The sequence below is a fragment of the Niveispirillum cyanobacteriorum genome, from assembly GCF_002868735.1.
GTDB classification, from domain to species: Bacteria; Pseudomonadota; Alphaproteobacteria; order Azospirillales; family Azospirillaceae; genus Niveispirillum; species Niveispirillum cyanobacteriorum.
Genome location: NZ_CP025611.1, coordinates 1,141,572 through 1,163,893, shown reverse-complemented (window position 1 = coordinate 1,163,893; position 22,322 = coordinate 1,141,572). Strand labels below are relative to the sequence as shown.

The following is a 22,322-nucleotide window of genomic DNA, read 5'->3' as shown; positions in this document are numbered from 1 at the left end:
TATCATGTGGTATTTCGCCTGGATGCTGGGCCTGCCCCTGGCCGCCGCCTTCGCCGTTTTGAACGCCATGTGGTTCGAGATGCGTGAAGACGCCAAGGAGCAGGGGCGGCGCTGATATCGGTGTGCCGGTGTGAGGCGGCGTCGCCCGTTGCTTCCCACCGGCATGCGCCGCTGGTGCCAGATACGATTCGTGACGGCATTGGCGATGACGGTGTCGTACTCAAAAAGAGTAGACGGCGTCTCGGACCCAGAAACAACAAATGGCGACCCAGAGGTCGCCATGTTTATTTGGTCTGGTCATGGTCAGATCAGTACCAAACTCAAATTCAGTAATATTATGAATTTTCGAAGTGGTGCCCAGGGACGGAATCGAACCGCCGACACGGGGATTTTCAATCCCCTGCTCTACCGACTGAGCTACCTGGGCACACCGTACTTCGTAACCACCGAGGCGTTTGTTTGTCACCGCCGCCCGGTGTGGTGCGCCTTATAGACAAGGCATCCGGGGCTGTAAAGCATTGAATTGCGCATCTGCGAAATTTTTTCAGCGGCCTTCATCTTCACCCGGCGCCTCGTCCACGGGCACGCGATAGACCTCGCCCAGCCAGCGGTTCAGGTCCACATCGGCGCAGCGCTTGGAACAGAAGGGGCGGAAGTCCAGCACCGGTGCGCGGCGGCAGATAGGGCACCCGGTGGCCTTCTTCGGCTTGCGCAGGGCGGACAGGTCGATGGGATCATCACTCATGGGTGGCTTCCTTACAGCAGCAGATCGGCCAGCGGCGGGCCACGGCGGGCGCGGGTGACCTCCACCAGGCCCAGGCGCGACATACCATAGACATGGGTGGCAACAGGGTCGTCCGCCACCGCCGAGGACAGGCGCTGGATCACGGCCTCCCGGACGCCAGCGCGTGCCATATTCACGAAATCCACCACGATGATGCCGCCGACATTGCGCAAGCGCAGTTGCCGCGCGATCTCCATGCAGGCATCCAGATTGGTGGCCAGCGGGTTGCCGCGTTCGCCGCCATTGACGTCGATGACGGTCAGCGCCTCCGTCCGGTCGATGACCAGTGATCCTCCCTGGCCCAGGTCGACACGGCGGTTAGTCAGGGCGGCAATGGCGCTGTCGGCATCACCCTGATCGAACAGGGGGCGTGGGGCCTTGTGAGTGACGATCAGGGGCAGCAGGTCGGGTGCCAGGGCCGTGGCGGTGCTTTTTACCGCTGCCAGCATCTCTGGCCCCTCCACGACGATCTCCTCCAGGCCGTCGCGCGGCAACTCCACCAGGGCGCGGCGTATGGCATCGGATGGGGGCAGCAGAGTGGCAGGGCTGGTGCCTCCAGCGGCGCGTTGTGCCCGGTAGCCGTCGGCCAGCAGGGCCTCTGCCTCGCCCAGCACCAAGGCGGGGCCAGCCGACAAAGCCTCCGCCCGCACGATCCAGCCGCCCTGGTTAGGCAGGGTGGCGGAGAGACGCTGGCGCAGAGCCTGAACCTCCGGTCCCTTGCCCAGGCGTTTGGAAATATGGATGCCGTCGCCTAGCGGGGTGTAGACTAGGAAACGGCCGGGCAGAGACAGGTCCATGGTGAGGACCGCCCCCTTGCCGTCATGGGCGTCGGCCTTCACCTGCGCCATGATCATCTGGCCCGTGCGCAACAATTGCCCGATACGGGCGTCGCGTCGACCGGGCCGGACATCGGCGGCGGCCAGGAAGCCGGGTGTCGTGTCGCCAAACTCTACGAAGGCAGCATCCAGACCCGCCACGACGCGCGTCACGCGGCCCAGGACGACAGCGCCCAGCCAGGCTGGGCGTTCCACGTGATCAATGGCAAGGTCGGTCAGGATGCCGTCGGATAGCATGGCGCAGCGCCGCAAGGGCCCGCGCTGGTCGATCAGCAGCCGGCGGCGCATCAGCCCCGTGACGTGGCTTGGGCGGCGGCCAGGGCCAACGCGTCAATCCCGGCGGCGCGAAGGATGCCCGCCACCTCTGTCAGCGGCAGGCCGACGACATTGCTGTAGCTGCCGGAAAGCTGCCGCACGAACAGGCTGGCCAGACCCTGGATGGCATAGCCGCCGGCCTTGCCCTTCCAGTCGCCGGAGGCCAGATACTGGTCGATCTCATCCCGCGACAGGGTGCGGAAGATCACCTGGCTTTCAACCACGCGGCTCCAGGTCTTGCCATCAGCACCGACCAGGGCAATGCCGGTATAAACGCGATGGCGGCGACCCTGCAGCAGGTTCAGGCAGCGGCGTGCGGTGTCCACATCATCGGCCTTGGGCAGGATGCGACGACCCAGCCCCACCACCGTATCGGCGGCCAGGACGATGGCCCCGGCATGACGTGCGGCCACAATCCCCGCCTTTTCCCGCGACAGTCGCTGGGCATGGGGGGAGGGGAGTTCGTCCGTCAGGGGAGATTCGTCAATATCAGCCGGATCAATGGCATCAGGCACCAGCCCGATCTGGGCCAGCAGTTCCCGCCGCCGGGGAGACCCGGAGGCGAGGATCAGGCGCGGACGGTCAATGCCGGGTTGGTCGGGCGTTGCCGCCGCGCGCGCGTTCATCGTCAAATCCTGCCGCTCACTTGAAGCGGAAGGTGATCCGACCCTTGGTCAGGTCGTAGGGGGTCATTTCGACGTTGACGCGGTCACCCGCCAGCACGCGGATGCGGTTCTTGCGCATCTTGCCAGACGTGTGGGCCAGCACTTCATGTTCGTTATCGAGCTTCACGCGGAACATCGCGTTGGGCAGCAGTTCAGTCACCGTGCCAGAAAACTCGATCAGATCTTCCTTGGCCATGTTTTCCTGATTTCGGGATGGTAAAACGCGCACATAGGTGAGCGTCACAGCCGCGCGGGTCAAGTGTTTTCAGCGCAAAGCAAAGGCGTTTCACACGCTGGGCAGGGTACGCGAACGGCACCCCCGGCTTAATCCACCCCGAACCGCTTTTTCATGCGGCGGAGCAGCGTATCGCGCACCTGGCGATAGGCATCGAGTCGCGCCTCCCGGCTGCCTTCCACCAGGGTGGGGTCGAAAGTGTTCCAGAACTCCACGTCGCAGGCGGTGGTGCGGGTCATTTCCACGGCCCGGTGCTGCGCCTCTGGTGACAAGGAAATGACGAGGTCGAAACTGTCATCCTCCAACTGGTCGAAGGTCTTGCAGCGGTGGCGCGACATATCGATGCCTAGTTCGGCCATGACGGTGGTCACGAACGGGTCTGGCTCGCCTTCGCGCACACCTGCGCTGTCGACATAGATCTGCCGCCCCATCAGATGCTTCAACAACCCTTCGGCCATGGGCGAACGGATGGCGTTATAGGTGCAGGCGAACAGGACGGAGGAGATTCGGGTCGGGCTGATTTCGGCCATCGACGCGCTACTCAGTTCCGGATATGCAGCACGCAGATGAGCGTGAACAGGCGCCGGGCCGTGTTTAGGTCCATTTCGGCCTTGCCGGCCAGCCGCTCCCGCAGCAGTTCCGATCCTTCATTGTGCAGGCCGCGACGCCCCATATCGATGGCTTCGATCTGGGACGGGGATGCCGTCTTGATGGCTTTGTAATAGCTGTCGCAGATCATGAAATAGTCCCGCACAATGGTGCGGAACGGGGTCAGCGGCAGGGTTAGCCGGTTCAGCGGGCTGTCATCTTCCTTGCGGACATCAAAAATCAGCCGGTTATCTTCCGCGGACAGGAACAGGCGAAACGGTCCTTCGTCCGGTGTCTCCACCAGCGCGAAGCGGTTCTCATCCATAAGGTCGAACAGGGCGACGGCGCGTTCATGCTCCACCTCCATGTTGCGGCGGATGACGTTCTTCTCCACCAGTTCCACATGGACGATGCGGTGGTGCGGCGCGTTCATCATCCCTCCCCGGTGGTTGTCTTCACTTTTTCTTAACCTGCCTGCCCAGCCCCCCGCTTGGCAAGCTGGAACGCATCAGCGCAGACGGATCGCCACCGACAAAGCGTGCGCGCCCAGCCCTTCGGAATTGGCCAGCGAAACCGCTGCCGGACCGATCTGTGCCAGACTCTCTGGCGTGCAGCCGACAAGCGTGGTGCGCTTCATGAAGTCCAGAACATTCAGGCCGCTGGAGAACCGCGCCGAACGGGCGGTGGGCAGCACATGGTTAGGGCCAGCGACATAATCACCGATGGCTTCAGGCGTATAGCGGCCCAGGAAGATGGCGCCGGCATTGCGGATTTTCGCGGCCAGGGTATCGGGATCGGCCACCGCCAGTTCCAGATGTTCGGGTGCCAGACGGTCTACCAGCGGCACCGCATCATCCAGGCTGTCCACCAGAATGATAGCACCATGGTCGCGCCAGGAGGTGCCGGCGATTTCTGCCCGCGGCAGGGTGGCCAGATGCGTATCGACCGCCGCGGCCACGGCATCGGCAAAGGTGGGGTCGTCGGTTATCAGGATGCTTTGCGCGCTGGTGTCATGTTCGGCCTGCGACAGCAGGTCGGCAGCGATCCAGGCGGGGTCGTTATGACCATCGGCAACCACCAGGATTTCCGACGGGCCAGCGATCATGTCGATGCCGACGGTGCCGAAAACCTGCCGCTTGGCGGCGGCGACAAAGGCATTGCCGGGTCCGGTGATCTTGTCCACCGGCTTGATCGTTTCGGTGCCGAAGGCCAGTGCACCAACCGCCTGTGCCCCACCGATGCGGTAAATCTCTGTCACACCGGCCAGCTGTGCGGCGGCCAAAACCAGCGGGTTGATCACGCCATCGGGCGTAGGCACCACCATGGCGATGCGCGGCACCCCCGCCACCTTGGCCGGGATGGCATTCATCAGGACCGAGGAGGGGTAGGAGGCCAGACCGCCCGGCACGTAAAGACCGACGGCACCGACGGGGGTCCAGCGCGCACCCAGGCGCACACCGGCGGGATCGGTGAAGAAGGAGGATTCGATGGGCTGCGTGCGGTGGAACGCCTCAATCCGCGCGGCGGCCAGCTTCAGCGCATCCAGCGTTTCGGCGTCACAGTTGGATACCGCATCAGCGATTTCGTCCGCCGTGAAGGCCATGGCCTCGGCGGTGATGTCCAGCCGGTCCCAGCGCTTGGTATAGTCCAGGACAGCCGCGTCGCCCCGCGCCTTCACATCGTTCAGGATGGCGGTGACGGCATTGTTCAGGTCTTCCTGAACCTCGCGCTTGGCGCCCAGCAGGTCCTGAAAACGGCTTTCGAAATCGGCATCGCGGGTGGAGAATTTAACCGGCATTGCCGATGGCCTCCTGAAAACGGTCGATCCAGCCTTGGATTTCGCCATGGCGCGTCTTGAATGCCGCCCGGTTGACGACAAGGCGGGAGGAGATGTCGGCAATATGCTCAATCTCCACCAAGCCATTGGCCTTCAAGGTGGTGCCGGTGGACACAAGGTCAACGATGCGCGAGCAAAGGCCGAGATTGGGGGCCAGTTCCATGGCGCCATTCAGCTTGATGCATTCGGCCTGCACACCGCGCGCCGCGAAATGCCGGCGGGTGATTTCCGGATATTTGGTGGCGACGCGCACATGGGACCAGCGCGACGGATCGTCACTGCTGGACAGGTCCACCGGTTCGGCCACCGCAATGCGGCACTTGCCGATGCCCAGGTCCAGCGGCGTGTAAATCTCCGGATAGTCGAATTCCATCAGCACGTCGCTGCCGCAGACGCCCAGATGGGCGGCGCCAAAGGCCACGAAGGTGGCGACGTCGAAGCTGCGCACCCGGATGATCTTCACATGCGGAAGATTCGTGTCGAACTTCAGGGCGCGTGATTTCGGATTATCGAAATCGGCTTCCGGCTCGATGCCGACATGATGCAGCAACGGCCTCACCTCATCCAGAATCCGACCCTTGGGAAGGGCCAGTACCAGCAGGTCATTGGCAGCGGGCGACATCATGTCCTGGACGCTCCAGGTGGGTTGCATAGGGCTGCTTACATGGCACGCCCGTGCCGACCCGTCCACCCGCCGCAGCGAAGGGCGGGGTTGCGTGAAACTTCAATCAGATCGTGGGTAGCGGGAAAAGTATGATATTTCCCTGGTCCCATTTCTTCCCGTCTATGGAGCCGGTGCCCATGTCTGCTGCCGATTTCATTATTCATGACCGTGATCGTTCGCGGGCGGTGCTTAATGTCACGGCGCGGGTGGATAAGCTTTATGGAGATTGTCGGTGGGCGGAGGGTCCGGCTTGGTTCCCGGCTCACCGTACCCTGGTCTGGTCGGACATCCCCAATGACCGCATGCTACGCCTGGATGAAGTGACGGGGGTCGTCAGTGCTTTTCGCATGCCGGCGGGATTTTCCAACGGTAATACGGTGGATCGGCAGGGACGGCTCGTCACATGTGAACATGGGGGCCGGCGCATCACCCGCACCAACCATGATGGTAGTATCAGCGTTCTGGTTGACCGCTGGCAGGGTAAACGCCTGAACAGCCCCAATGATGTGGTGGTGAAATCCGACGGCACCATCTGGTTTACCGACCCGACCTATGGCATCGACAACATCTACGAAGGCGAACAGGCCGAGAGTGAAATTGGCGCCTGCCACGTCTATCGGTTTGATCCGGCGACCGGGACGTTGACGGTTGTCGCCGATGATTTCGTGCGTCCCAACGGTCTTTGTTTTTCCCATGACGAGCGGATGCTTTACGTCGTCGATACTGGCCACACGCATTATGCCGATGGCCCGTGCCATGTCCGCGCTTTTGAGGTTGGAGAGGAGGGGCTGCTGCGCGGCGGTGGGGTTTTCGCTGCGTCCCCCCAGCACGGATTTGATGGCTTGCGCTGTGATGAGCAGGGCCATTTGTGGATGGCAGAGGCGGACGGCGTCCATTGCTTTCACCCCGATGGCAGCTTAATTGCCCAGGTTCGGGTGCCAGAACGGGTGGCGAATGTGGAGTTTGGGGGCGCACGCGGCAACCGGCTCTATATAACGGCGACCAGCGGTCTTTATGCCGTGATGCTGGCGGTGCGGGGCGCAAAACGTTTTTAAGCGACCGTGTAATGGTGTCGCTTCAACCCTCTATGGCGTCCAACCCCCTTGCCCTTTGCCCCGAATCCGGCCATGAAAAGCCCTTAGTCTTTCCGTTATCACAGAGTGCAGAGACGATGGCTTACCGGATTCAGGGCGAAACGGGTGAATGGGAAGTGGTGATCGGGCTGGAGGTTCATGCCCAGGTCATTTCCAATGCCAAGCTGTTCAGCGGGGCCGCCACGGCCTTTGGTGCGGCCCCCAACAGCCAAGTCAGCTTCGTCGATGCCGGTTTCCCCGGCATGCTGCCTGTGATCAACCAGGTCTGCGTGGAACAGGCGGTGAAGACCGGCCTGGGTCTGAAGGCGCAGATCAACCTGCGCAGCGTCTTCGACCGCAAGAACTATTTCTACGCCGACCTGCCGTCGGGATACCAGATCAGCCAGTTCAAGCAGCCCATCGTGGGCGAGGGCACGCTGATCCTGGATCTGGCCGATGGCGCCACGCGTGAAGTGGGGATTGAGCGCCTTCATCTGGAAATGGATGCCGGCAAATCGATGCATGACCAGCATCCGTCCAAGACCTATGTCGACCTGAACCGGGCCGGCGTGGCGTTGATGGAGATTGTGTCCAAGCCCGACATGCGCAGCCCGGAAGAGGCGGCGGCATACCTGCGTAAGCTGCGCACCATCCTGCGCTATCTGGAAACCTGCGACGGCAACATGGAAGAAGGCTCCATGCGCTGCGACATCAACGTGTCGGTGCGCAAGCCGGGTGGGCCGCTGGGGACGCGGACGGAGACGAAGAACGTCAATTCCATCCGCTATGTGCAGCAGGCGATCGAGTATGAGGCGCAGCGGCAGATTGAGGTGATTGAGGAGGGCGGCAGCATCGTCCAGGAAACCCGCCTGTGGGATCCCGGCAAGGGCGTCACCCGTTCCATGCGGTCCAAGGAAGAGGCGCATGATTACCGCTACTTCCCCGATCCGGACCTGCTGCCGCTGGTTCTGGAACAGGAACTGGTGGATCAGATCAAGGCGACCCTGCCCGAACTGCCCGACGACAAGAAGGCGCGGTTCATGGAGCAGTATAAGCTGAACCCGTATGATGCCGGTGTTCTGGTGGCCGAAAAGGCCCGTGGCGATTTCTATGAGGAAGTGGCCAAGGGCCGCGACCCCAAGATGGCCGCTAACTTCCTGATCGGCGATCTGCTGGGTGCCTTGAACAAGACGGGCAAGGACATCACCGAATCGCCGATCAGTGCGGCGGATCTGGGCGGTCTGATCGATCTGGTGGCGGACAACACCATCTCCGGCCGTCTGGCCAAGGATGTGTTCGCGCTGATGCTGGAGACGGGCAAGTCGGCCATTGCAATCGTGGACGAGAAGGGCCTGCGTCAGGTCACCGATACCGGTGCCATCGACGCCGTCATCGCCCAGGTGATGGACGCCAACCCCGACAAGGTCGCCGAATACCGCTCCGGCAAGGACAAGCTGTTCGGCTTCTTCGTCGGTCAGGTGATGAAGGCCAGCCAGGGCAAGGCCAACCCGGCCATGGTGAATGAAATCCTGGCGGCCAAGCTCAAGGGCTGACGCGGGTTAGACTCGTAGCGTTAAAAAGGCCGCCGGGGCAATCCGGCGGCCTTTTTCATGGCTCGGTGCCATTCATTTCCTGTCGCCAGCGGGCCGCCAGCCAGGTGCAGATGATCAACTGGATCTGGTGGAACAGCATCAGCGGCAGGATGATCAAGCCGACCTGTGCCACAGGGAACAGCACGCTGGCCATGGGCACGCCGGACACCAGACTTTTCTTTGATCCGCAGAACAGCAGTACGATCCGGTCGGCCCGGTTGAAGCCAAACCAGCGCCCGGCGAGGGCCGTGATGCCCATGACCAGGGCCAGCAGGACGATGCTGGCCACTGCGATGGCGATCAGGTCGGATGCAGCCACCTTGTGCCACAGCCCCTCGACCACTGCCGCGCTGAAGGCGGAATAGACCACCAGCAGGATCGACCCGCGGTCGGTGTAGGAAATGCTGTTGCGGTATTTCTGCACGAACCGTCCGATTAGGGGTCGGGCCAGATGGCCGGCGATAAAGGGCACCAGCAATTGCAGGATGATCGCCTCCAGCGCGGCGAGCGAGATGCCCGCCTGTCCCCCCGCCTTCATCAGCAGTCCGACCAGCAGCGGTGTGATGAAGATCCCCAGCAGGTTGGAGGCCGAGGCCGAGCAGATGGCCGCTGGCACATTGCCGCCCGCGATGGAGACGAATGCGATGGAGCTTTGCACCGTGGAGGGCAGCAGGCAGAGATAGAGAATGCCGGTCGCTATGACGGTAGGCAGGATGGAGGCAGGCAGCAGCCCCGCCGCCAGGCCCAGCAGGGGAAACAGCACAAAGGTGCTAGCCAGGACCGACAGATGCAGCCGCCAATGGCCCATGCCAGCCAGGATGGCCTCTCGCGACAGCTTGGCCCCGTGGAAGAAGAAAAGCAGCGCGATGGCAATATCGGCGACGATATCCACGATGCCCGCGACCTGCCCCTGCGCCGGGAACAGCGCCGCCAGCCCGACAGTGGCCAGCAGCGCCAGCAGAAAGGGATCAATCACGGCCTCAAGGAAACGCTTCATGCAAAGTCATCCATCGGCAGGCACAGGGGGCGTGGACCGCCCGCGAGGACGACAGTATGCATGCCAACAATACAAACCGGGTTCCCCCGTTTCCGCCGGGGTGGTTTGTGTGCCGCGCAAAAGAAAAGCGCCGGAACCAGGGTTCCGGCGCTTTATCCTACTCACCTGATCAGGTTGGGATCAGCTGGCGGCGTCGCCCGTCACCAGCTTGGCGATCTGCTTGGCCCAGCGGCGGGTGAACCGGTCCGCGTCGCCATAGATCGTGTAGCTGTTGATATTGTCCGGGAACGGCAGGCCCATGTCGGCATCGGCGATGACGGCCACCACCTGACCCGTCTGGCTATCCGTCAAGGTCGCCTGGAAGGCGGCGCGGCCAACGGAATAGACGCGGTCAACGGTGCCGCCGCCGCGTGCCTTCTCGGCATGGAAGGAGCGGTTGGGGACATAGTCGGTAAAGGTGATGGCCAGTTTCAGGACCCCCGGCCCCGGCTCCTTCACCATGGCCGACCCGAACGCCTCTTCCAGTTGCTTGGTCATGTATTCGAACGCATGATCGCGTTCGCGCACCGACAGCAGCACCTCGTCAAAGCGGCGTTCAATGGCGGTGTCCATGGGGGCCAGCATCACCTTGCCATAGGAGGCGAGGTTGACGCCGGGCTTCACAAAGACCTTGTCCAGATTGGCATGGTCCTGTTCGGTCAGCCCGTCGGTCACCAGCTTTGGCGCCTTCTTGGACGGGATACCGTCCCAGGCGCTTTCGGCGGCACCGGCGGTGCCGGCAGCCAGAACCATCAGGGACAGACCTAAGATGCCGGCAAGAAGGCCAGCCTTGAAACCAGTGCCATCGGCACGAATCACAGTACTGTCGGTCATGGCGAAGGGCTTTTCATGTCCGAACATGGTGTCGAACTCCATTCATAGGGCGCGGGTTGGAACCCGTGCGGTACCGCATTCTTGCGGCGGATAACCGGGCCGCCCCCGTCCCGATATGTCCCGCGCATCACTGCCAGGATCACTTTTTAAGAATGGGGTGTTGCAGCGCCGTTGACAAGCCCGCTTCATGCCACTAAACACCCCTCTCACCGACGCAGCCCCGGTTCAACCGGCTGGTTGCAGACGGTGCGGAGGGGTGGCCGAGCGGCTGAAGGCAACGGTTTGCTAAACCGTCGTACCGGGAAACTGGTACCGTGGGTTCGAATCCCATCCCCTCCGCCACTTTCCCAAAAATGCATGTTCTGCGCACGCCAAAGGCAGTGCCGAATTGATTGCCCGCCATTATGGCGCGGGTTCAACCAATATCCAACGCGGATGATGCGGTGACCCAGGCAGACCGCGTGAGCACCGGCAATAACACTGGTCGTCGGCGCCTGTGGGCGGTTTCCGGTGCGGTATGGCTGTGTGTTGCGCTGATCAGCGTGGTGCAGGGCCAGGTTTTTGCCGCCTTTGCGGGCCGGTCACAGGCTTGGTGGCCCACTTTCCATTATACGGTTGCAATTTTTTCCGTCTGGGCGCTGTTGACCCCTGCCGTGCTGCATGCGGCCCGCAGGGTGGAAGAGCGGCGGTTTGGCCGGGTCGCGGCCTTGTCCCTCTGGCTGGCGGGATATCCGCTGACCGTCATGGCCCATCTGACCCTGTTCGTTCTGCTGTTCTGGCCGATCTATGGCGGGCCGAGCCTGTCCTTATTCGCCATGGCAAAGGCGGTGTTTCTTGCCAACCTGGACAAGTCTGCCTTTGCCTATATCGCCCTGATCGCGCTTGCCCGCCTGCGCCGGCAATGGACGCCGCCAAGTGACGTGCCGTCGCCGCCGTCGCTGGCTAACACCGCGCCTGCCGGTGAAGACGGCCTCTGGGTGCGTGTGGCGGGCGGACAGCAGCGCGTGCCGTTCCAGGATATCGACTGGATTGCGGCGGCCGGCGACTATGCCGAAATCCATGCCGGTGAACGCACCCTGCTGACCGACCGCAGTTTAGCGTCGCTGACCGATGAATTGCCGGCTGCCGCCTTCGTTCGGGTGCATCGCGGGGCTATCGTGCGGCTGGACCGAGTGCGGGAGGTCCGCAGTCTTGGGCGGGGTGATGCCAGTCTGATTCTGCATAATGGTGAAACGCTGCGCCTCAGCCGGCGGTATCGTGAGGGTTTCAAGGCCCTTTTACCGGTCTGATCCCGGTTGCCGACTGGACGGTCCCGCTTGCCGATCCGGGCTGGGAATGCGGCTTTGGGGCATGGACCCTGGTTCCGTTCACAGTCAAACACGGGACCCCACATGATCAGCCGATTGCGTTTCCTGCTTGTTGCACTGCCGGTTTTTTTAGCGCTGCCGGCCATTGCCGATACGGCCCCGCCCGCTGGTCCGGTTCTGATCGTCGGCGCATTGCATCATCTTCATGAACATGAGCCGGCCTTCGATTATAACCGGCTGCGTGCATCCATCCTCGCCTTTAAGCCGGATGTCCTGGTGCTGGAGGTGCGGCCCGATGAACTGGCCGAACGAAAGGTGACGCCGGGCCGCCCCGAATATCCGGCGGTGATCTGGCCGCTTCTAACCGAGATGTCGGTGGAGGCGGTTGCCATGGAGCCCGGCGGGGAGATGTTCAAGGAAATTGCGGGGGCCGCGGGCGAAGCCTTCGAGGCGCTGAAGAAGCGTGATCCAGAGGGGGCGGCGGCCCTATCGCGCCTGGAGAAGGCCACGGACGACGTTCTGCTGGCCTATTGGCAGGCACCGGCGCAGGTGCAGGACGAACAGACGTCGGCCATCGCCGCCGGTGTGCAGGCGGCACAGTTCGCCCTGGCCGGCCCCTCATTCGTGGCGGCGCAGGCGCGTTGGGACAGCTACATGGCCGGGCAGGTGGTCCGCACCGTCCGGTCTCACCCGGCCAAGCGGGTAATGGTCATCGCCAGTTACAAGAACCGCACCCTGCTGGAGCGCACGGTTCGGCAGTCGGTGAAGGACCGGGTGGTCGATGCGGCCCCCTCGTTTGCGAAGACCGCCAATTGACCACCCCAATCCCTGAAAGCATGGATCAGAAAATGACGAAAAAGCATTGGTACTATGGCAGCTGTCATTGCGGCGCTGTCCGGTTCCGGGCGCATCTGGACATCCATTCCGGCACCAGTAAATGCAACTGCACCTTCTGCTGGAAGCAGCGAAACTGGAATGTCTGCGGATTGAAGCCGGAAGATTTTGAACTGCTGGCCGGTGCTGATCTCCTGTCCACCTATGCCCGCAAGACCGAGACGTTTGAGCTGTCCCACAGGTTCTGCGCCAAATGTGGAACGCACACCCATGGCGATGGCTATCTGGAGGAATTGGGGGGAGCCATGGTCTCGGTAAGGGTTGCGGCACTGGATGATCTCAGCATTGAGGATCTGGTGTCCGCACCCGTTACCTATTGCGACGGACGACGGGATAACTGGTGGAACCCGCCGGAGGAGATACGTCACCTCTGACCGGAGGGCGACGGGCGGGGGATTGCCAGTTTGGGCTGCGTGCTTTAAGTTGCCACCCGGTCGGCAGTTCACCCAGGCGTCGCCGTTCCCACCCGGGAAAGCTAAACCTGCCATCGCGAAACAGTTTTCACGATTATTCCTACCCTTCTTCCATCGATCGACCGCTTTTCCTGAAAAAGCCGTGCCAGGTCGGAAGCCGGCGACCACCGACATCCATCAAGGATCGGCACGACAGACGGGGAACAGCCATGTCCATGTCGATTGCTGAAGCAATGGCCGCCACGCCGCGCGGCCTTATCCATTATGCCGATTCCGGGGAAGGCCCGGCGGTTCTGTCCTTGCACGGGGCCATGGGCGGGACGGACCAGGGGATGATCCTGGCCCGTGTCACCGGGGCCGACGCCGGGCGCATCATCGCGCCTGCACGTCCGGGCTATCCCGGTACGCCGCTGTCATCGGGCGTCACGCCGGAGGCGCAGGCCGATCTTTGCGCCGCCTTGCTGGATCATCTGGGTCTGGACCGGGTCGCGGTCATCGCTGTGTCGGGTGGGGGGGCGTCGGCCCTGATGTTCGCCCTGCGTCACCCCGGACGCTGCCGGGGGCTGGTGCTGGTTTCCACCTGTGCGGGACCGCAGCCGATGCCGACCCCCGGTGCCCTTCGCCTATTCGGGCTGCTGGCCCGCTGGCCCGCCTTTGTGGGGTGGATGAAGGGCCGGGCGCTGCGCAATCCTGACCTGATTTCCAGCCGGTCCATCCCCGATCCGGAACATCAACGCGCTTTGCGGGCCGATCCGGTCGCCATGCCGCTTTATCGCGACCTGCGCGCCGGCATGTTCGACCGGTTGGCGGAACGGCTGCCGGGAACGGAGAATGATATCGGTGTGACCCGCCGACAGCATTTCTCACTGGCGGAGATCGGGGTGCCCACCCTGGTGGTGCATGGTACGCGCGATCCGCTGCTGCCCTATGACCGCCACGGGGCGGAACTGGCCCACCGCATCCCGGGGGCAGAGTTGTTGACGGTGGATGAAGGTGGACACGCGGCGATCTTCACCCACCGGGCATTGATTGCGCCGCGTGTGGCGGCGTTCCTTACGGCGTTGTAAGGAACGGGCCGGTGGCGGGTTACGCCGCCACCGGCTGCGCCTTTCTGCCCATGGTGGGGCACATCAGGGCCGCGAACAGGCACAGCACGCCCGCCACGTAGAAGGCCGGCATGTAGCTTTCCAGATAGGTGCGGGAGAAGCCGCCGCCGAAGGCGGCACAGGCCGCACCTAACTGGTGACCCGCGAAGACCCAGCCGAAGACGAGGTTCGCCTTCTCCCGCCCGAACCGTTCTGCGGTCAGCTTCACCGTCGGCGGCACGGTGGCCACCCAGTCCAGGCCATAAAAGACCGCAAACAGCGACAGGCCATAGAAGGTAAAGTCGGAGAAGGGCAGGTACAGCAGCGACAGGCCGCGCAGCCCGTAATACCAGAACAGCAGCCAGCGGTTGTCATAACGGTCGGACAGCCAGCCCGATGCGACGGTGCCGATGAAATCAAATATGCCGATCACGGCCAGCATGCCCGCCGCCTTCACCGCCGGCATGCCGAAATCCACGCACATCGGTACCAGATGCGTCTGGATCAGGCCGTTGGTGCTAGCCCCGCAGACGAAGAAGGTGGCGAACAGCACCCAGAAGACCTTGGTCTTCGCCGCCATACGCAGCGTGTCGATGGCTGCAAACGCCACCGACCCGGCGGGCGGCGGCGGGGCAGGGTCCGGCGCGCCCGGCGCCTCGCCATAGGCGCGCAGGCCCACATCCCCCGGCCGGTCACGCATCAGCAACAGGACACCGGTGGCGGCCACCGCCAGCATAGCGCAGATCACCGACAGGGCAGTGCGCCAGCCGATCTCTTCCGCCAGCCAGGCCGTCATCGGGATAAACACCAGTTGCCCCGTAGCCGAACTGGCCGTCAGCAGGCCGATCACCAGCCCGCGCCGGGCCGTGAACCAGCGGGTGGCGATGGTGGCGCCCAGGACCAGGGCCGTCATGCCGGTGCCCAGCCCAACCACCACACCCCACAACAGGACCAGTTCCCAAAGGTTGCTCATCCCCAGCGACAGGATCATGCCGCCGCCGATGATGGAGAGAGAGGTCAGCGCCATGCGCCGCACCCCGAACCGGTTGATCAGCGCCGCCGCGAACGGCCCCATCAAGCCGAACAGCACCAGACGAATGGCCAGTGCCGTCGAAATCTCCGACGCGGTCCAGCCGAATTCCTTCTGCAACGGGATCATCAGCACGCCCGGCGCCCCCACGGCCCCGGCGGCAGTGATGGAGGTGAGGAAGGTCGCGGCCACCACGACCCAGCCATAATGGATGTTGCGCGCGGCCAGCCGGGCCGCCAGACGATCAGACAGGAACAAGCCACACCCCCCGTCACCAGCCCTTGCGAAAGTCGCTGGTAATGATGATGATCATAATGATAAATTATTCATGATGACTATCATCAATGCGGTCAAGCAGGATCGTGGGCGTTTTTCGGGGAGGTGGGTTGTGCGTGTGACGAAGCAGAAGGCGGGGGAGCATCGCGACGCCATCCTGATAGCGGCCTCCCGCCTGTTCCGCGCGCGCGGGTTCGACAAGGTGGGCGTGGCGGAGGTGACACAGGCTGCCGGCCTGACCCATGGCGGCTTCTACGGCCATTTCGCATCGAAAGAGGCGCTGGCGGCGGAGGTCTGCGATCTCAGCTTCGGTAACGCCGTGCGGCGGGTGCAGGCATCGGCCAGCCTGGAGGAATATGTCGATTATTATGCCTCGGTCGAACATCGCGACCGGGAGGGGCCGTGCCCCATGGTGGCGCTTGGCGCAGATGTATCGCGCCTGTCAGGACCGGTGCGGGCTCATTTTTCCGCTGGCGTGTCCCGATATGTCGCCGCCATTCGCGCGCATATGCCGACCGATGATCCGCTGGCGGAAGGCAGGGCGTCGGCCCTGGTTTCCCTGCTGGTCGGCAGCATGAATCTGGCCCGCGCCGTTGCCGCCACCGACCCGGCCCTGTCGGAGAACATCCTGGCGGGGGTGCGGCAGCAGGCACGGGCGCTCTTGCGGGGATAAGGTCAATGGGCCAGCAGGAGGGGCAGCGTCGTCTGGTTCAGCATCGCGCGGGTCACCCCGCCCAGGATCAATTCCCGCAGCCGTGAATGACCATAGCCGCCCATGATCAGAAGATCGGCCCCGACCTCCGCACAGGCATCCTGAAGCTGCTGCGCCACGCTGCCGGTGCCCGACAGTTTGTGATACTGCGCCGGGACATTGTGCCAGGCCAGATAATCGACAACGGGCGCTGCTTCCTCCGCGTCGGTGCGCAGCGTATCGACACCCAGCACATGCACTGCATCGGCGCCGGTCAGCATAGGCATGGCAAGGGCCAGGGCCCGCGCCGACTGGGTACGGCCATTCCAGGCGATGGCCACGCGGCGGCCCAGGACGGCGGGCGTCTGCTCCGACGCCACCAGCAGGGGGCGTCCGCCTTCCAGCAAGGCCGCCTCCAGCCCCACCAAAACTGCGGTCCGGTCCTCTTTCGCGACCGACGGGAAGACGGTGACGTCCGATAGGCGGGCAGCGGCGGCCATGACATCCTCTGTCACGCCGGCAGCTTCAGTGAAGCTGCCGCTGACGCGGTCGCTGCCGGGTGCCCGCTCGCAATAGACGCCACCGGCGGCTGCCAACGCCTTATCCAGATGGTCGCGGGCCTTGGCGGCGTGGCTTTTATTTTCCTGTTCCAGGGATTTCATCAAATCCTGGATCAGCGCCCCGGACAAACCCTCACCCACCATAGGCATGACGTCGCGGGGGTCGGCGCGCAGATAAAGGGCGGCGACATTACCCTTGGCGGGTGTCGCCAGCAGCAGTGCCGATCCCAGGGCGGCGGCATCGCGCGCGCCGCCGGTGACGAAACAGGTGATCTTGCGGAAAGCCATGACCGGTCCCCCTTGTGCCGTTTCGCGGACATCGCCGCCTGGAAACGCATCCTTGACCCAGCATCACGCTATACCCGGTGCCGGGCATTGACATGGATCACCCGGAACCAACCCCATCATAACAGATGGTTCGCAAAATTGTTAAAGTACAGGGTAGGGGGATCAGCGCGCAATGTGACGGCGGGCGATAGCGGTCGTTTCGTCCGCATCACCGCTGGCGGGGATTACCTCCCACCGCATGTCGCCCAGGTCATAGGCGGCCTGTCGGCGGACAATCGCGGTGGTAGCATCCGAGGCATCGCCGCGCCGTCTTGCAACGCGAGCCAGGGTGACGGCCTGATCGGCCACAAGCCACAGGCCTGTGAAGCTGGCGCCGGCGGCACGGGCCACGGTCTCCACTGCCTGACGCTGGTCCGGGCGGGCATAGACAGCGTCGCAGATCACGGCATGATGCCCGTCCAGGACGAGGCCGGCACGTCCCGACATCTCCGCATAGGTACGTTCCGAATGGTCGGAGCCATAGAAACTGTCAGGCAAGGCCTGATCCTCCGCCACGCCGGCCAGGGATTTGCGCAGTGCGTCCGACCGCAGGATGACCGCCCCCGGTGCCGGTCCCAGCACTGGGGCCAGGGCACGGGCCAGGGTGGTTTTGCCCGTGCCTGACAGGCCGCCAATGGCCAGCATTTGGGCCGTTGGCGGCGACAGCAGCCGATTGGCCAGCGCCAGATAGGATTGTGCCTCCGCCCGCATCGCCGCCGCCTGGTCCGCATCGGCCTGCCCGGCAGCGGCGGAGGCCGTCAGATGCGCGCGGATGGCGGCGCGAACCGACATGAACAGCGGCAGCAGCGACAGGCCGGACAGATCACCCGTCAGGTCCAGATAACGGTTGAACAGGATATTGGCATGGCCACGCAGGCGGCGATGTTCAAGATCCATCAGCAGGAATGCCAGATCATAGAGAACATCCGTCACCGCGATGCGGTCGCCAAATTCGACACAGTCGAAAGGCACGGGCCGCCCGTCCAACATGACGATATTTCGCAGATGCAGATCGCCATGGCAGTGGCGGATATAGCCGGCATCCCGCCGCCGGTCGATCAGGTCGCCGCCCGCTGCCAATGCCTGTCGCGTGGCAACGTCCAGCCGGTCCACGGTCCCGGGATCAAACAGGGTTCCATGTTTGCGCATCTCGCGGATATTGGTATGGGCCAGATCGGCCATCTCCTCAATCCCGGGCGCATTCGGCCTGGGTTCAGCACTCTCATGGAATTCCGCAATGGTGGCGGCCAAATCGCGCATGATGGCGGGCGACAGGATGCCACCTGCCGCCATCCGGTCCAGCAGAGCCGTCTGTGGGAAACGCCGCATGGTGACCAGATATTCCAGCACCGACGGGTCCGGCCCGCCATCGGCAGCCACCGGCGCCTGTTCAACCAGTCGGAAAGGGCCGTTGCCATCCCGGACCAGCCCGCCAACACCTAGATAAAGCGACGGTGCCGTTCGTCGGTTCAGGGCCAGTTCCGCCTCACACGCATCAAGTCGTTGCGACAGGGTGGCGTAGTCGAAGAACGGGTAGGTGACGGCCCGCTTCATCTTGAACGCGCGGTCGCCGGCCATGAAGATGCGCGCCGCGTGCGTGTCGATCCGGTCGACCTTGGTTCCGGGCGGCAGGCCATGAGTCACGGCATCGCTCAACAGGGCGATGGCCCGTACCTGGGCGCCCTCTCCGACACTCTCTCCGCTGTCCGCCGGACTGCTGTGCATGCGCAACACCCTTGTCCCGATCCAACATGTAAGCGAACGACGTTACAAGTAATCTATCGCCAGCGAAGCCCATCTCCTTTAATCTATCACTTCAATCCTGGGGGGTGATGCAGACTGATTATGTCCGCCATACCCCTTTCGGCGTTGACAGATGTAGTGAAATTACAGCACCCTGCGACGCTGCGCCGCAACAGAATGCGGCCCTTTCGCAGAAGATGGAAGCCCCCATGCCGCTGGACCCCGCCATGCCCCAAGCCGCCGCCCCGTCTGATCTGGAATTCCTGGGCACGACCACGGCCAAGGGGGCTTTGCTGTCCACTAAACAGGCGCGCTTCCCGGCGCCAAAGGGCTTGGATGTGCGCGCCCTTGCGGGTGATCTGATGGCGCAGTTGGACCGATACAGCGCCGATGCCAAGCAGGACCCTTTCGCCAATCCCGTCATGCTGCTGGCACTGGACATTTCCCGCCGCGTCGGTGCCGGCGAACTGTCGCCTGGCGCCCTGGAGCAGCTGATTCAGTACCTGTCGGCGGAGGGTTTCCTGGCCCGCGCCGCGCGTCTTTCTAATTACTTGGGTGAGGCGTCGCCCGAAGCCAATGCCAGCCGCATGGAAGAGTTGCTGGATGTTGCCGCTGCCGGCAGCGGCGGGGAGCCGCTGACGTTTGAGGCGTTCCAGAAGCTGGTCGAGAAGGAGGTGTTCGGTATCGTTATTACCGCCCATCCGACCTTCAACCTGTCGGGCACGCAGATGACCACCATGGCCTGTCTGGCCACAGGCCGCGACCAGAATGGCAAGAAGCTGACGGCGGACGCGCGCGAAAGCCTGATCCGGCAAATGGCGACGGCGGAACATGCGCCCGAAGACATGTCGCTGACCCGCGAACATGAACTGTCGCTGGACGCCATCGCGAATATCCAGATCGCCATCCGCACCCTCTATCGCGCCGTCCTGCGCGTAGGGCGCAAGCATTATCCCGAGCGCTGGACCGAACTGACGCCGCGTCTGCTAACGGTGGCCAGCTGGGTTGGCTACGATCTGGACGGTCGTTCCGACATCCGCTGGTCTGACACGCTGCATAAGCGCCTGATCGTGCAGCAGCGGCAGCTGCGTTACTACCTGTCCAACCTGCGCGATATCCGTGCAGGCGCTCCGTCGTTGGAAGATCTGCGCCATACACTGGCCCTGATCGAAAGCCGTCTGGCCCTGGCGCTGAACCAGGTCACGGATGAGATTGCGGCCTTTGGCGGGTCGGAGGCGCAGGATCTGGACCATCTGCGTCGCATCGCCAAGCGTATGCATGAGGGCCTGCCGCTGCGTCTGGTCGACGCGTCGGAAGCCATTGAGTTCGTGAACCGGGGCATTCGTCTGTCCGCCGCCATTGAGGGCGACAAGGCGCTGGCCACTGTGGAGCAGCTGGCGGTGCTGCGTGCTGAGCTGGCGACGTTTGGCCTTGGCATGGCGCATACCCATGTCCGCCTGAACAGCACCCAGGTCCATAATGCCATCCGCAAGGCAGTGGGCCTGGATACCGCAGCGGATGACCCGCGTTATCGCCAGTCCTATCTGGCCACCCTTACCGATCTTCTGGACAAGGTGGAGCCGGTCAGCATCAATTTCGGCTCCGTCGTGGCCGAACGCACCAGCGCCAAGCGACTGTTCATGGTTGTGGCGCAGATGCTGAAATATTCCGATGCGCGTACGCCCATCCGCTTCCTGATCGCCGAAAGCGAAAGCGCCTTCACCGTTCTGTCGGCGCTTTATTTCGCCAAGCTGTTCGGGGTGGAAGAGAGGGTCGATATCAGCCCGCTGTTCGAAACCGAGAAGGCGCTCGAAACCGGCAGCCGCATTATCGAACAGCTGCTGGAGAACCCGCATTATCGCGCCTATGTGCAAAAGCGCGGGCGTCTGTGCATCCAGACCGGCTATTCCGACGCTGGTCGTTACCTGGGCCAGACGCCGGCCAGCGCGTCGATTGAGCGTCTGCGCCTGCGCGTCATGCGGCTGTTCACGCGGCACACTCTGGAAAATGTGCAGCTGGTGATCTTTGACACGCATGGCGAAAGCATTGGCCGCGGTGGTCACCCCGCCGGCCTGCATAACCGTCTGGCCTATGTCAGCCCGCCTGCCACCCTGGCTTTCGCGGCCAAGCACAATATCGAGCTGAAGCAGGAAGTCAGTTTCCAGGGCGGTGACGGCTACACTTATTTCGTGACCCCGGCCTCGGCCCTGGCCGTGGTCACCCGCATCCTGGAATATATGATCGGCACGGCCAAGCCGGACCTGGATCATGATGTCTTCTATGCCAAGGGCGACTATATCCGGGAGTTCTTCACCACCGTGAAGGCGTTCCAGGTCGGGCTGGTCGAAGACCCGAATTATGGTGAGCTGCTGGCCGCCTTCGGCACCAACCTGCTGTTCCCCAGCGGCAGCCGCGCCATTAAGCGCCAGCACGACGCGGCACCCGATCCGGCGGCCCGCGTCATGGCCGGCCAGTTCCGCGCCATTCCCCACAATGCGGTCCTGTTGCAGATGGGCCTGCCGGCCAATGCCCTGTCGGGTGTTGGCGAGGCCATCGACCGTGATCCCGAACAGTTCCGGTCGCTTTATGCCACGTCGGCCCGGTTCCGTGAGTTGATGGGCATCGTTGTCTATGGTGCCGCCGTCAGCTGCCCCGACGCGCTGAAGGCCTATGTTGATACGCTGGACCCCGGCCATTGGCTGACGCGGGCGGCGCGGTCGGAAAACCCGCTGGAGGCCGATGACATGCGCCGCATCGCGGCGGTGCTGGAAGAAACGCCGACGCAGGCGCGTCTGGTCCGTATCTTCCGCAAGCTGTATCGCGATTATGGCGTGTTGCGTCAGAATCTGGAGCGGGCGGGGGCGGCGCCTAAGCCGAACCCCGATCTGGACCGCCATTTGTCACTGCTGCACGCCGTACGCCTGTCGCTGATCCATCAGGTCTACCGGCTGGCGGTGCATATCCCGGAATTCTCCAGCCAACATTCGATCACCAATCAGCGGCTGGTGACGCGCATGTTGCATCTGGATGTGCCCTGGGCCCTGGATCAGCTGGCCCGCATCTTCCCGGCGCGCACCGATGTGACGCTGGATGAAGGGTTCGGGGAGGTCGCGACCTATGTCAGCGATGAGAGCCAGGACTACAGCCAGGAAAACCAGAACATCTTCCGGCCCATGGCCTCGCTCTATGAACTGATCCGCCGCACCAGCAACGCGTTGACGCAGCGTATTGGGTTCTTTGGCTGATTTGCCTGTTTCACACATGAAGAAAAAGGGGGGTGACGGTTCAGTCCGTCACCCCCCTTTTTGCTGGGTTCTGGCTATCGGTTTTCACCCCCAGAACCCCACATCCCGCTTCAACTGCGGCGGGACGCCGTAGCGGTAGGCTTCACCGGCCAGCAGTTCGGTCAGCACCGACTGCAACTGCCCGGCCATGCCAGCCAGCGCCGTGGTCCGCCGCGAAGGCGGAGTGGTGGGGGCGAGCGGCAGGGTCTGCGACCGCGTGGCGGCCCCATGGGCGAAATTCAGCTTTTGCATT

At 63.3% G+C, this 22,322-nt stretch carries 23 protein-coding genes and 2 tRNA genes; 10 read left to right on the top strand and 15 right to left on the bottom strand.

The window, feature by feature from the left end:
- Nucleotides 1–4: 4 nt before the first annotated feature.
- Nucleotides 5–115 (top strand): cytochrome bd-I oxidase subunit CydX, encoded by a 111-nt coding sequence (gene cydX, locus C0V82_RS05220; RefSeq protein ID WP_082372166.1) that lies wholly within the window; start codon nt 5–7, stop codon nt 113–115.
- Between the two features lie 236 nt (nt 116–351).
- Here the strand turns inward: cydX and C0V82_RS05215 are convergent.
- The 9 genes from C0V82_RS05215 to hisG form a co-directional block, all read right to left on the bottom strand.
- A tRNA-Phe gene (locus C0V82_RS05215) sits at nt 352–427 on the bottom strand.
- A 117-nt stretch (nt 428–544) separates the two neighbouring features.
- Entirely contained in the window at nt 545–745 is a 201-nt protein-coding gene (locus C0V82_RS05210) for a DNA gyrase inhibitor YacG (protein ID WP_102111410.1), read from the bottom strand.
- Between the two features lie 11 nt (nt 746–756).
- Nucleotides 757–1,908 (bottom strand): ribonuclease E/G, encoded by a 1,152-nt coding sequence (locus C0V82_RS05205; RefSeq protein WP_102111409.1) that lies wholly within the window; start codon nt 1,906–1,908, stop codon nt 757–759.
- Nucleotides 1,908–2,561, bottom strand: coding sequence for a Maf family protein (locus C0V82_RS05200; RefSeq protein WP_102111408.1), 654 nt, complete (start codon nt 2,559–2,561; stop codon nt 1,908–1,910). Before C0V82_RS05200 ends, C0V82_RS05205 begins: the two co-directional genes overlap by 1 nt.
- A gap of 16 nt (nt 2,562–2,577) precedes the next feature.
- Complete coding sequence (infA, locus tag C0V82_RS05195; RefSeq protein WP_028097283.1) at nt 2,578–2,796, bottom strand: translation initiation factor IF-1; 219 nt, start codon at nt 2,794–2,796, stop codon at nt 2,578–2,580.
- A 128-nt stretch (nt 2,797–2,924) separates the two neighbouring features.
- The gene (locus C0V82_RS05190; protein WP_102111407.1) at nt 2,925–3,365 is read right to left on the bottom strand and encodes an arsenate reductase ArsC; all 441 of its coding nucleotides are present in this window, start codon (nt 3,363–3,365) and stop codon (nt 2,925–2,927) included.
- 11 nt (nt 3,366–3,376) lie between these two features.
- Nucleotides 3,377–3,859 (bottom strand): UPF0262 family protein, encoded by a 483-nt coding sequence (locus C0V82_RS05185; protein ID WP_102111406.1) that lies wholly within the window; start codon nt 3,857–3,859, stop codon nt 3,377–3,379.
- A 72-nt stretch (nt 3,860–3,931) separates the two neighbouring features.
- Nucleotides 3,932–5,221, bottom strand: a complete 1,290-nt coding sequence (hisD, locus tag C0V82_RS05180) for a histidinol dehydrogenase (RefSeq protein ID WP_102111405.1) — start codon at nt 5,219–5,221, stop codon at nt 3,932–3,934.
- Entirely contained in the window at nt 5,211–5,882 is a 672-nt protein-coding gene (gene hisG, locus C0V82_RS05175; protein ID WP_102113259.1) for an ATP phosphoribosyltransferase, read from the bottom strand. Before hisG ends, hisD begins: the two co-directional genes overlap by 11 nt.
- A gap of 179 nt (nt 5,883–6,061) precedes the next feature.
- On the opposite strand from hisG, the gene C0V82_RS05170 reads away from it, so the two are divergent.
- Both C0V82_RS05170 and gatB read left to right on the top strand, forming a co-directional pair.
- A complete protein-coding gene (locus C0V82_RS05170; RefSeq protein ID WP_102113258.1) occupies nt 6,062–6,979 on the top strand; it encodes an SMP-30/gluconolactonase/LRE family protein in 918 nt (305 codons plus the stop codon).
- A gap of 116 nt (nt 6,980–7,095) precedes the next feature.
- Nucleotides 7,096–8,550, top strand: a complete 1,455-nt coding sequence (gene gatB, locus C0V82_RS05165; RefSeq protein ID WP_102111404.1) for an Asp-tRNA(Asn)/Glu-tRNA(Gln) amidotransferase subunit GatB — start codon at nt 7,096–7,098, stop codon at nt 8,548–8,550.
- Nucleotides 8,551–8,605: 55 nt separating this feature from the next.
- Here gatB and C0V82_RS05160 read toward each other — a convergent pair whose 3' ends face one another.
- Both C0V82_RS05160 and C0V82_RS05155 read right to left on the bottom strand, forming a co-directional pair.
- Nucleotides 8,606–9,586, bottom strand: coding sequence for a bile acid:sodium symporter family protein (locus tag C0V82_RS05160; RefSeq protein WP_102111403.1), 981 nt, complete (start codon nt 9,584–9,586; stop codon nt 8,606–8,608).
- A 180-nt stretch (nt 9,587–9,766) separates the two neighbouring features.
- A complete protein-coding gene (locus C0V82_RS05155; protein WP_158659737.1) occupies nt 9,767–10,486 on the bottom strand; it encodes a DUF3313 family protein in 720 nt (239 codons plus the stop codon).
- Between the two features lie 223 nt (nt 10,487–10,709).
- Here C0V82_RS05155 and C0V82_RS05150 point away from each other — a divergent pair.
- From C0V82_RS05150 to C0V82_RS05130, 5 genes are all read left to right on the top strand, one after another.
- Nucleotides 10,710–10,801: transfer RNA gene (locus C0V82_RS05150), tRNA-Ser, on the top strand.
- A gap of 101 nt (nt 10,802–10,902) precedes the next feature.
- Nucleotides 10,903–11,748 carry a LytR/AlgR family response regulator transcription factor gene (locus C0V82_RS05145; protein ID WP_158659736.1) on the top strand — a complete coding sequence of 282 codons (846 nt, stop codon included), beginning with the start codon at nt 10,903–10,905 and terminating at the stop codon, nt 11,746–11,748.
- Between the two features lie 102 nt (nt 11,749–11,850).
- On the top strand, nt 11,851–12,582 hold the full coding sequence (locus C0V82_RS05140) for a TraB/GumN family protein (RefSeq protein ID WP_102111400.1): 732 nt from the start codon (nt 11,851–11,853) through the stop codon (nt 12,580–12,582).
- A gap of 32 nt (nt 12,583–12,614) precedes the next feature.
- Complete coding sequence (locus tag C0V82_RS05135; protein ID WP_102113257.1) at nt 12,615–13,034, top strand: GFA family protein; 420 nt, start codon at nt 12,615–12,617, stop codon at nt 13,032–13,034.
- 248 nt (nt 13,035–13,282) lie between these two features.
- Entirely contained in the window at nt 13,283–14,140 is an 858-nt protein-coding gene (locus tag C0V82_RS05130; protein WP_102111399.1) for an alpha/beta fold hydrolase, read from the top strand.
- 19 nt (nt 14,141–14,159) lie between these two features.
- Here the strand turns inward: C0V82_RS05130 and C0V82_RS05125 are convergent, their stop codons facing one another.
- Nucleotides 14,160–15,446 (bottom strand): MFS transporter, encoded by a 1,287-nt coding sequence (locus C0V82_RS05125; RefSeq protein ID WP_245924167.1) that lies wholly within the window; start codon nt 15,444–15,446, stop codon nt 14,160–14,162.
- A 130-nt stretch (nt 15,447–15,576) separates the two neighbouring features.
- On the opposite strand from C0V82_RS05125, the gene C0V82_RS05120 reads away from it, so the two are divergent.
- Nucleotides 15,577–16,137: a TetR/AcrR family transcriptional regulator gene (locus C0V82_RS05120; RefSeq protein ID WP_102113255.1), complete on the top strand. Its 561-nt coding sequence runs from the start codon at nt 15,577–15,579 to the stop codon at nt 16,135–16,137.
- A 2-nt stretch (nt 16,138–16,139) separates the two neighbouring features.
- Here the strand turns inward: C0V82_RS05120 and C0V82_RS05115 are convergent, their stop codons facing one another.
- On the bottom strand, nt 16,140–17,003 hold the full coding sequence (locus C0V82_RS05115; protein WP_102111398.1) for a universal stress protein: 864 nt from the start codon (nt 17,001–17,003) through the stop codon (nt 16,140–16,142).
- Between the two features lie 162 nt (nt 17,004–17,165).
- A complete protein-coding gene (locus tag C0V82_RS05110; RefSeq protein ID WP_102111397.1) occupies nt 17,166–18,767 on the bottom strand; it encodes a bifunctional aminoglycoside phosphotransferase/ATP-binding protein in 1,602 nt (533 codons plus the stop codon).
- Nucleotides 18,768–18,994: 227 nt separating this feature from the next.
- On the opposite strand from C0V82_RS05110, the gene C0V82_RS05105 reads away from it, so the two are divergent.
- A complete protein-coding gene (locus C0V82_RS05105) occupies nt 18,995–22,030 on the top strand; it encodes a phosphoenolpyruvate carboxylase (RefSeq protein ID WP_158659735.1) in 3,036 nt (1,011 codons plus the stop codon).
- An 84-nt stretch (nt 22,031–22,114) separates the two neighbouring features.
- Here C0V82_RS05105 and C0V82_RS05100 read toward each other — a convergent pair whose 3' ends face one another.
- Entirely contained in the window at nt 22,115–22,321 is a 207-nt protein-coding gene (locus tag C0V82_RS05100; RefSeq protein ID WP_102111395.1) for a hypothetical protein, read from the bottom strand.
- Nucleotide 22,322: the final 1 nt, after the last annotated feature.

What these genes read in the sequence shown, in the direction of transcription:
- cydX (WP_082372166.1), top strand. Translation starts at nt 5, where the DNA reads ATGTGGTATTTCGCCTGGATGCTGGGCCTGCCCCTGGCCGCCGCCTTC.
- C0V82_RS05210 (WP_102111410.1), bottom strand. Translation starts at nt 745, where the DNA reads ATGAGTGATGATCCCATCGACCTGTCCGCCCTGCGCAAGCCGAAGAAG.
- C0V82_RS05205 (WP_102111409.1), bottom strand. Translation starts at nt 1,908, where the DNA reads ATGCGCCGCCGGCTGCTGATCGACCAGCGCGGGCCCTTGCGGCGCTGC.
- C0V82_RS05200 (WP_102111408.1), bottom strand. Translation starts at nt 2,561, where the DNA reads ATGAACGCGCGCGCGGCGGCAACGCCCGACCAACCCGGCATTGACCGT.
- infA (WP_028097283.1), bottom strand. Translation starts at nt 2,796, where the DNA reads ATGGCCAAGGAAGATCTGATCGAGTTTTCTGGCACGGTGACTGAACTG.
- C0V82_RS05190 (WP_102111407.1), bottom strand. Translation starts at nt 3,365, where the DNA reads ATGGCCGAAATCAGCCCGACCCGAATCTCCTCCGTCCTGTTCGCCTGC.
- C0V82_RS05185 (WP_102111406.1), bottom strand. Translation starts at nt 3,859, where the DNA reads ATGATGAACGCGCCGCACCACCGCATCGTCCATGTGGAACTGGTGGAG.
- hisD (WP_102111405.1), bottom strand. Translation starts at nt 5,221, where the DNA reads ATGCCGGTTAAATTCTCCACCCGCGATGCCGATTTCGAAAGCCGTTTT.
- hisG (WP_102113259.1), bottom strand. Translation starts at nt 5,882, where the DNA reads ATGTCGCCCGCTGCCAATGACCTGCTGGTACTGGCCCTTCCCAAGGGT.
- C0V82_RS05170 (WP_102113258.1), top strand. Translation starts at nt 6,062, where the DNA reads ATGTCTGCTGCCGATTTCATTATTCATGACCGTGATCGTTCGCGGGCG.
- gatB (WP_102111404.1), top strand. Translation starts at nt 7,096, where the DNA reads ATGGCTTACCGGATTCAGGGCGAAACGGGTGAATGGGAAGTGGTGATC.
- C0V82_RS05160 (WP_102111403.1), bottom strand. Translation starts at nt 9,586, where the DNA reads ATGAAGCGTTTCCTTGAGGCCGTGATTGATCCCTTTCTGCTGGCGCTG.
- C0V82_RS05155 (WP_158659737.1), bottom strand. Translation starts at nt 10,486, where the DNA reads ATGTTCGGACATGAAAAGCCCTTCGCCATGACCGACAGTACTGTGATT.
- C0V82_RS05140 (WP_102111400.1), top strand. Translation starts at nt 11,851, where the DNA reads ATGATCAGCCGATTGCGTTTCCTGCTTGTTGCACTGCCGGTTTTTTTA.
- C0V82_RS05135 (WP_102113257.1), top strand. Translation starts at nt 12,615, where the DNA reads ATGACGAAAAAGCATTGGTACTATGGCAGCTGTCATTGCGGCGCTGTC.
- C0V82_RS05130 (WP_102111399.1), top strand. Translation starts at nt 13,283, where the DNA reads ATGTCCATGTCGATTGCTGAAGCAATGGCCGCCACGCCGCGCGGCCTT.
- C0V82_RS05115 (WP_102111398.1), bottom strand. Translation starts at nt 17,003, where the DNA reads ATGGCTTTCCGCAAGATCACCTGTTTCGTCACCGGCGGCGCGCGCGAT.
- C0V82_RS05110 (WP_102111397.1), bottom strand. Translation starts at nt 18,767, where the DNA reads ATGCACAGCAGTCCGGCGGACAGCGGAGAGAGTGTCGGAGAGGGCGCC.
- C0V82_RS05105 (WP_158659735.1), top strand. Translation starts at nt 18,995, where the DNA reads ATGCCGCTGGACCCCGCCATGCCCCAAGCCGCCGCCCCGTCTGATCTG.
- C0V82_RS05100 (WP_102111395.1), bottom strand. Translation starts at nt 22,321, where the DNA reads ATGCAAAAGCTGAATTTCGCCCATGGGGCCGCCACGCGGTCGCAGACC.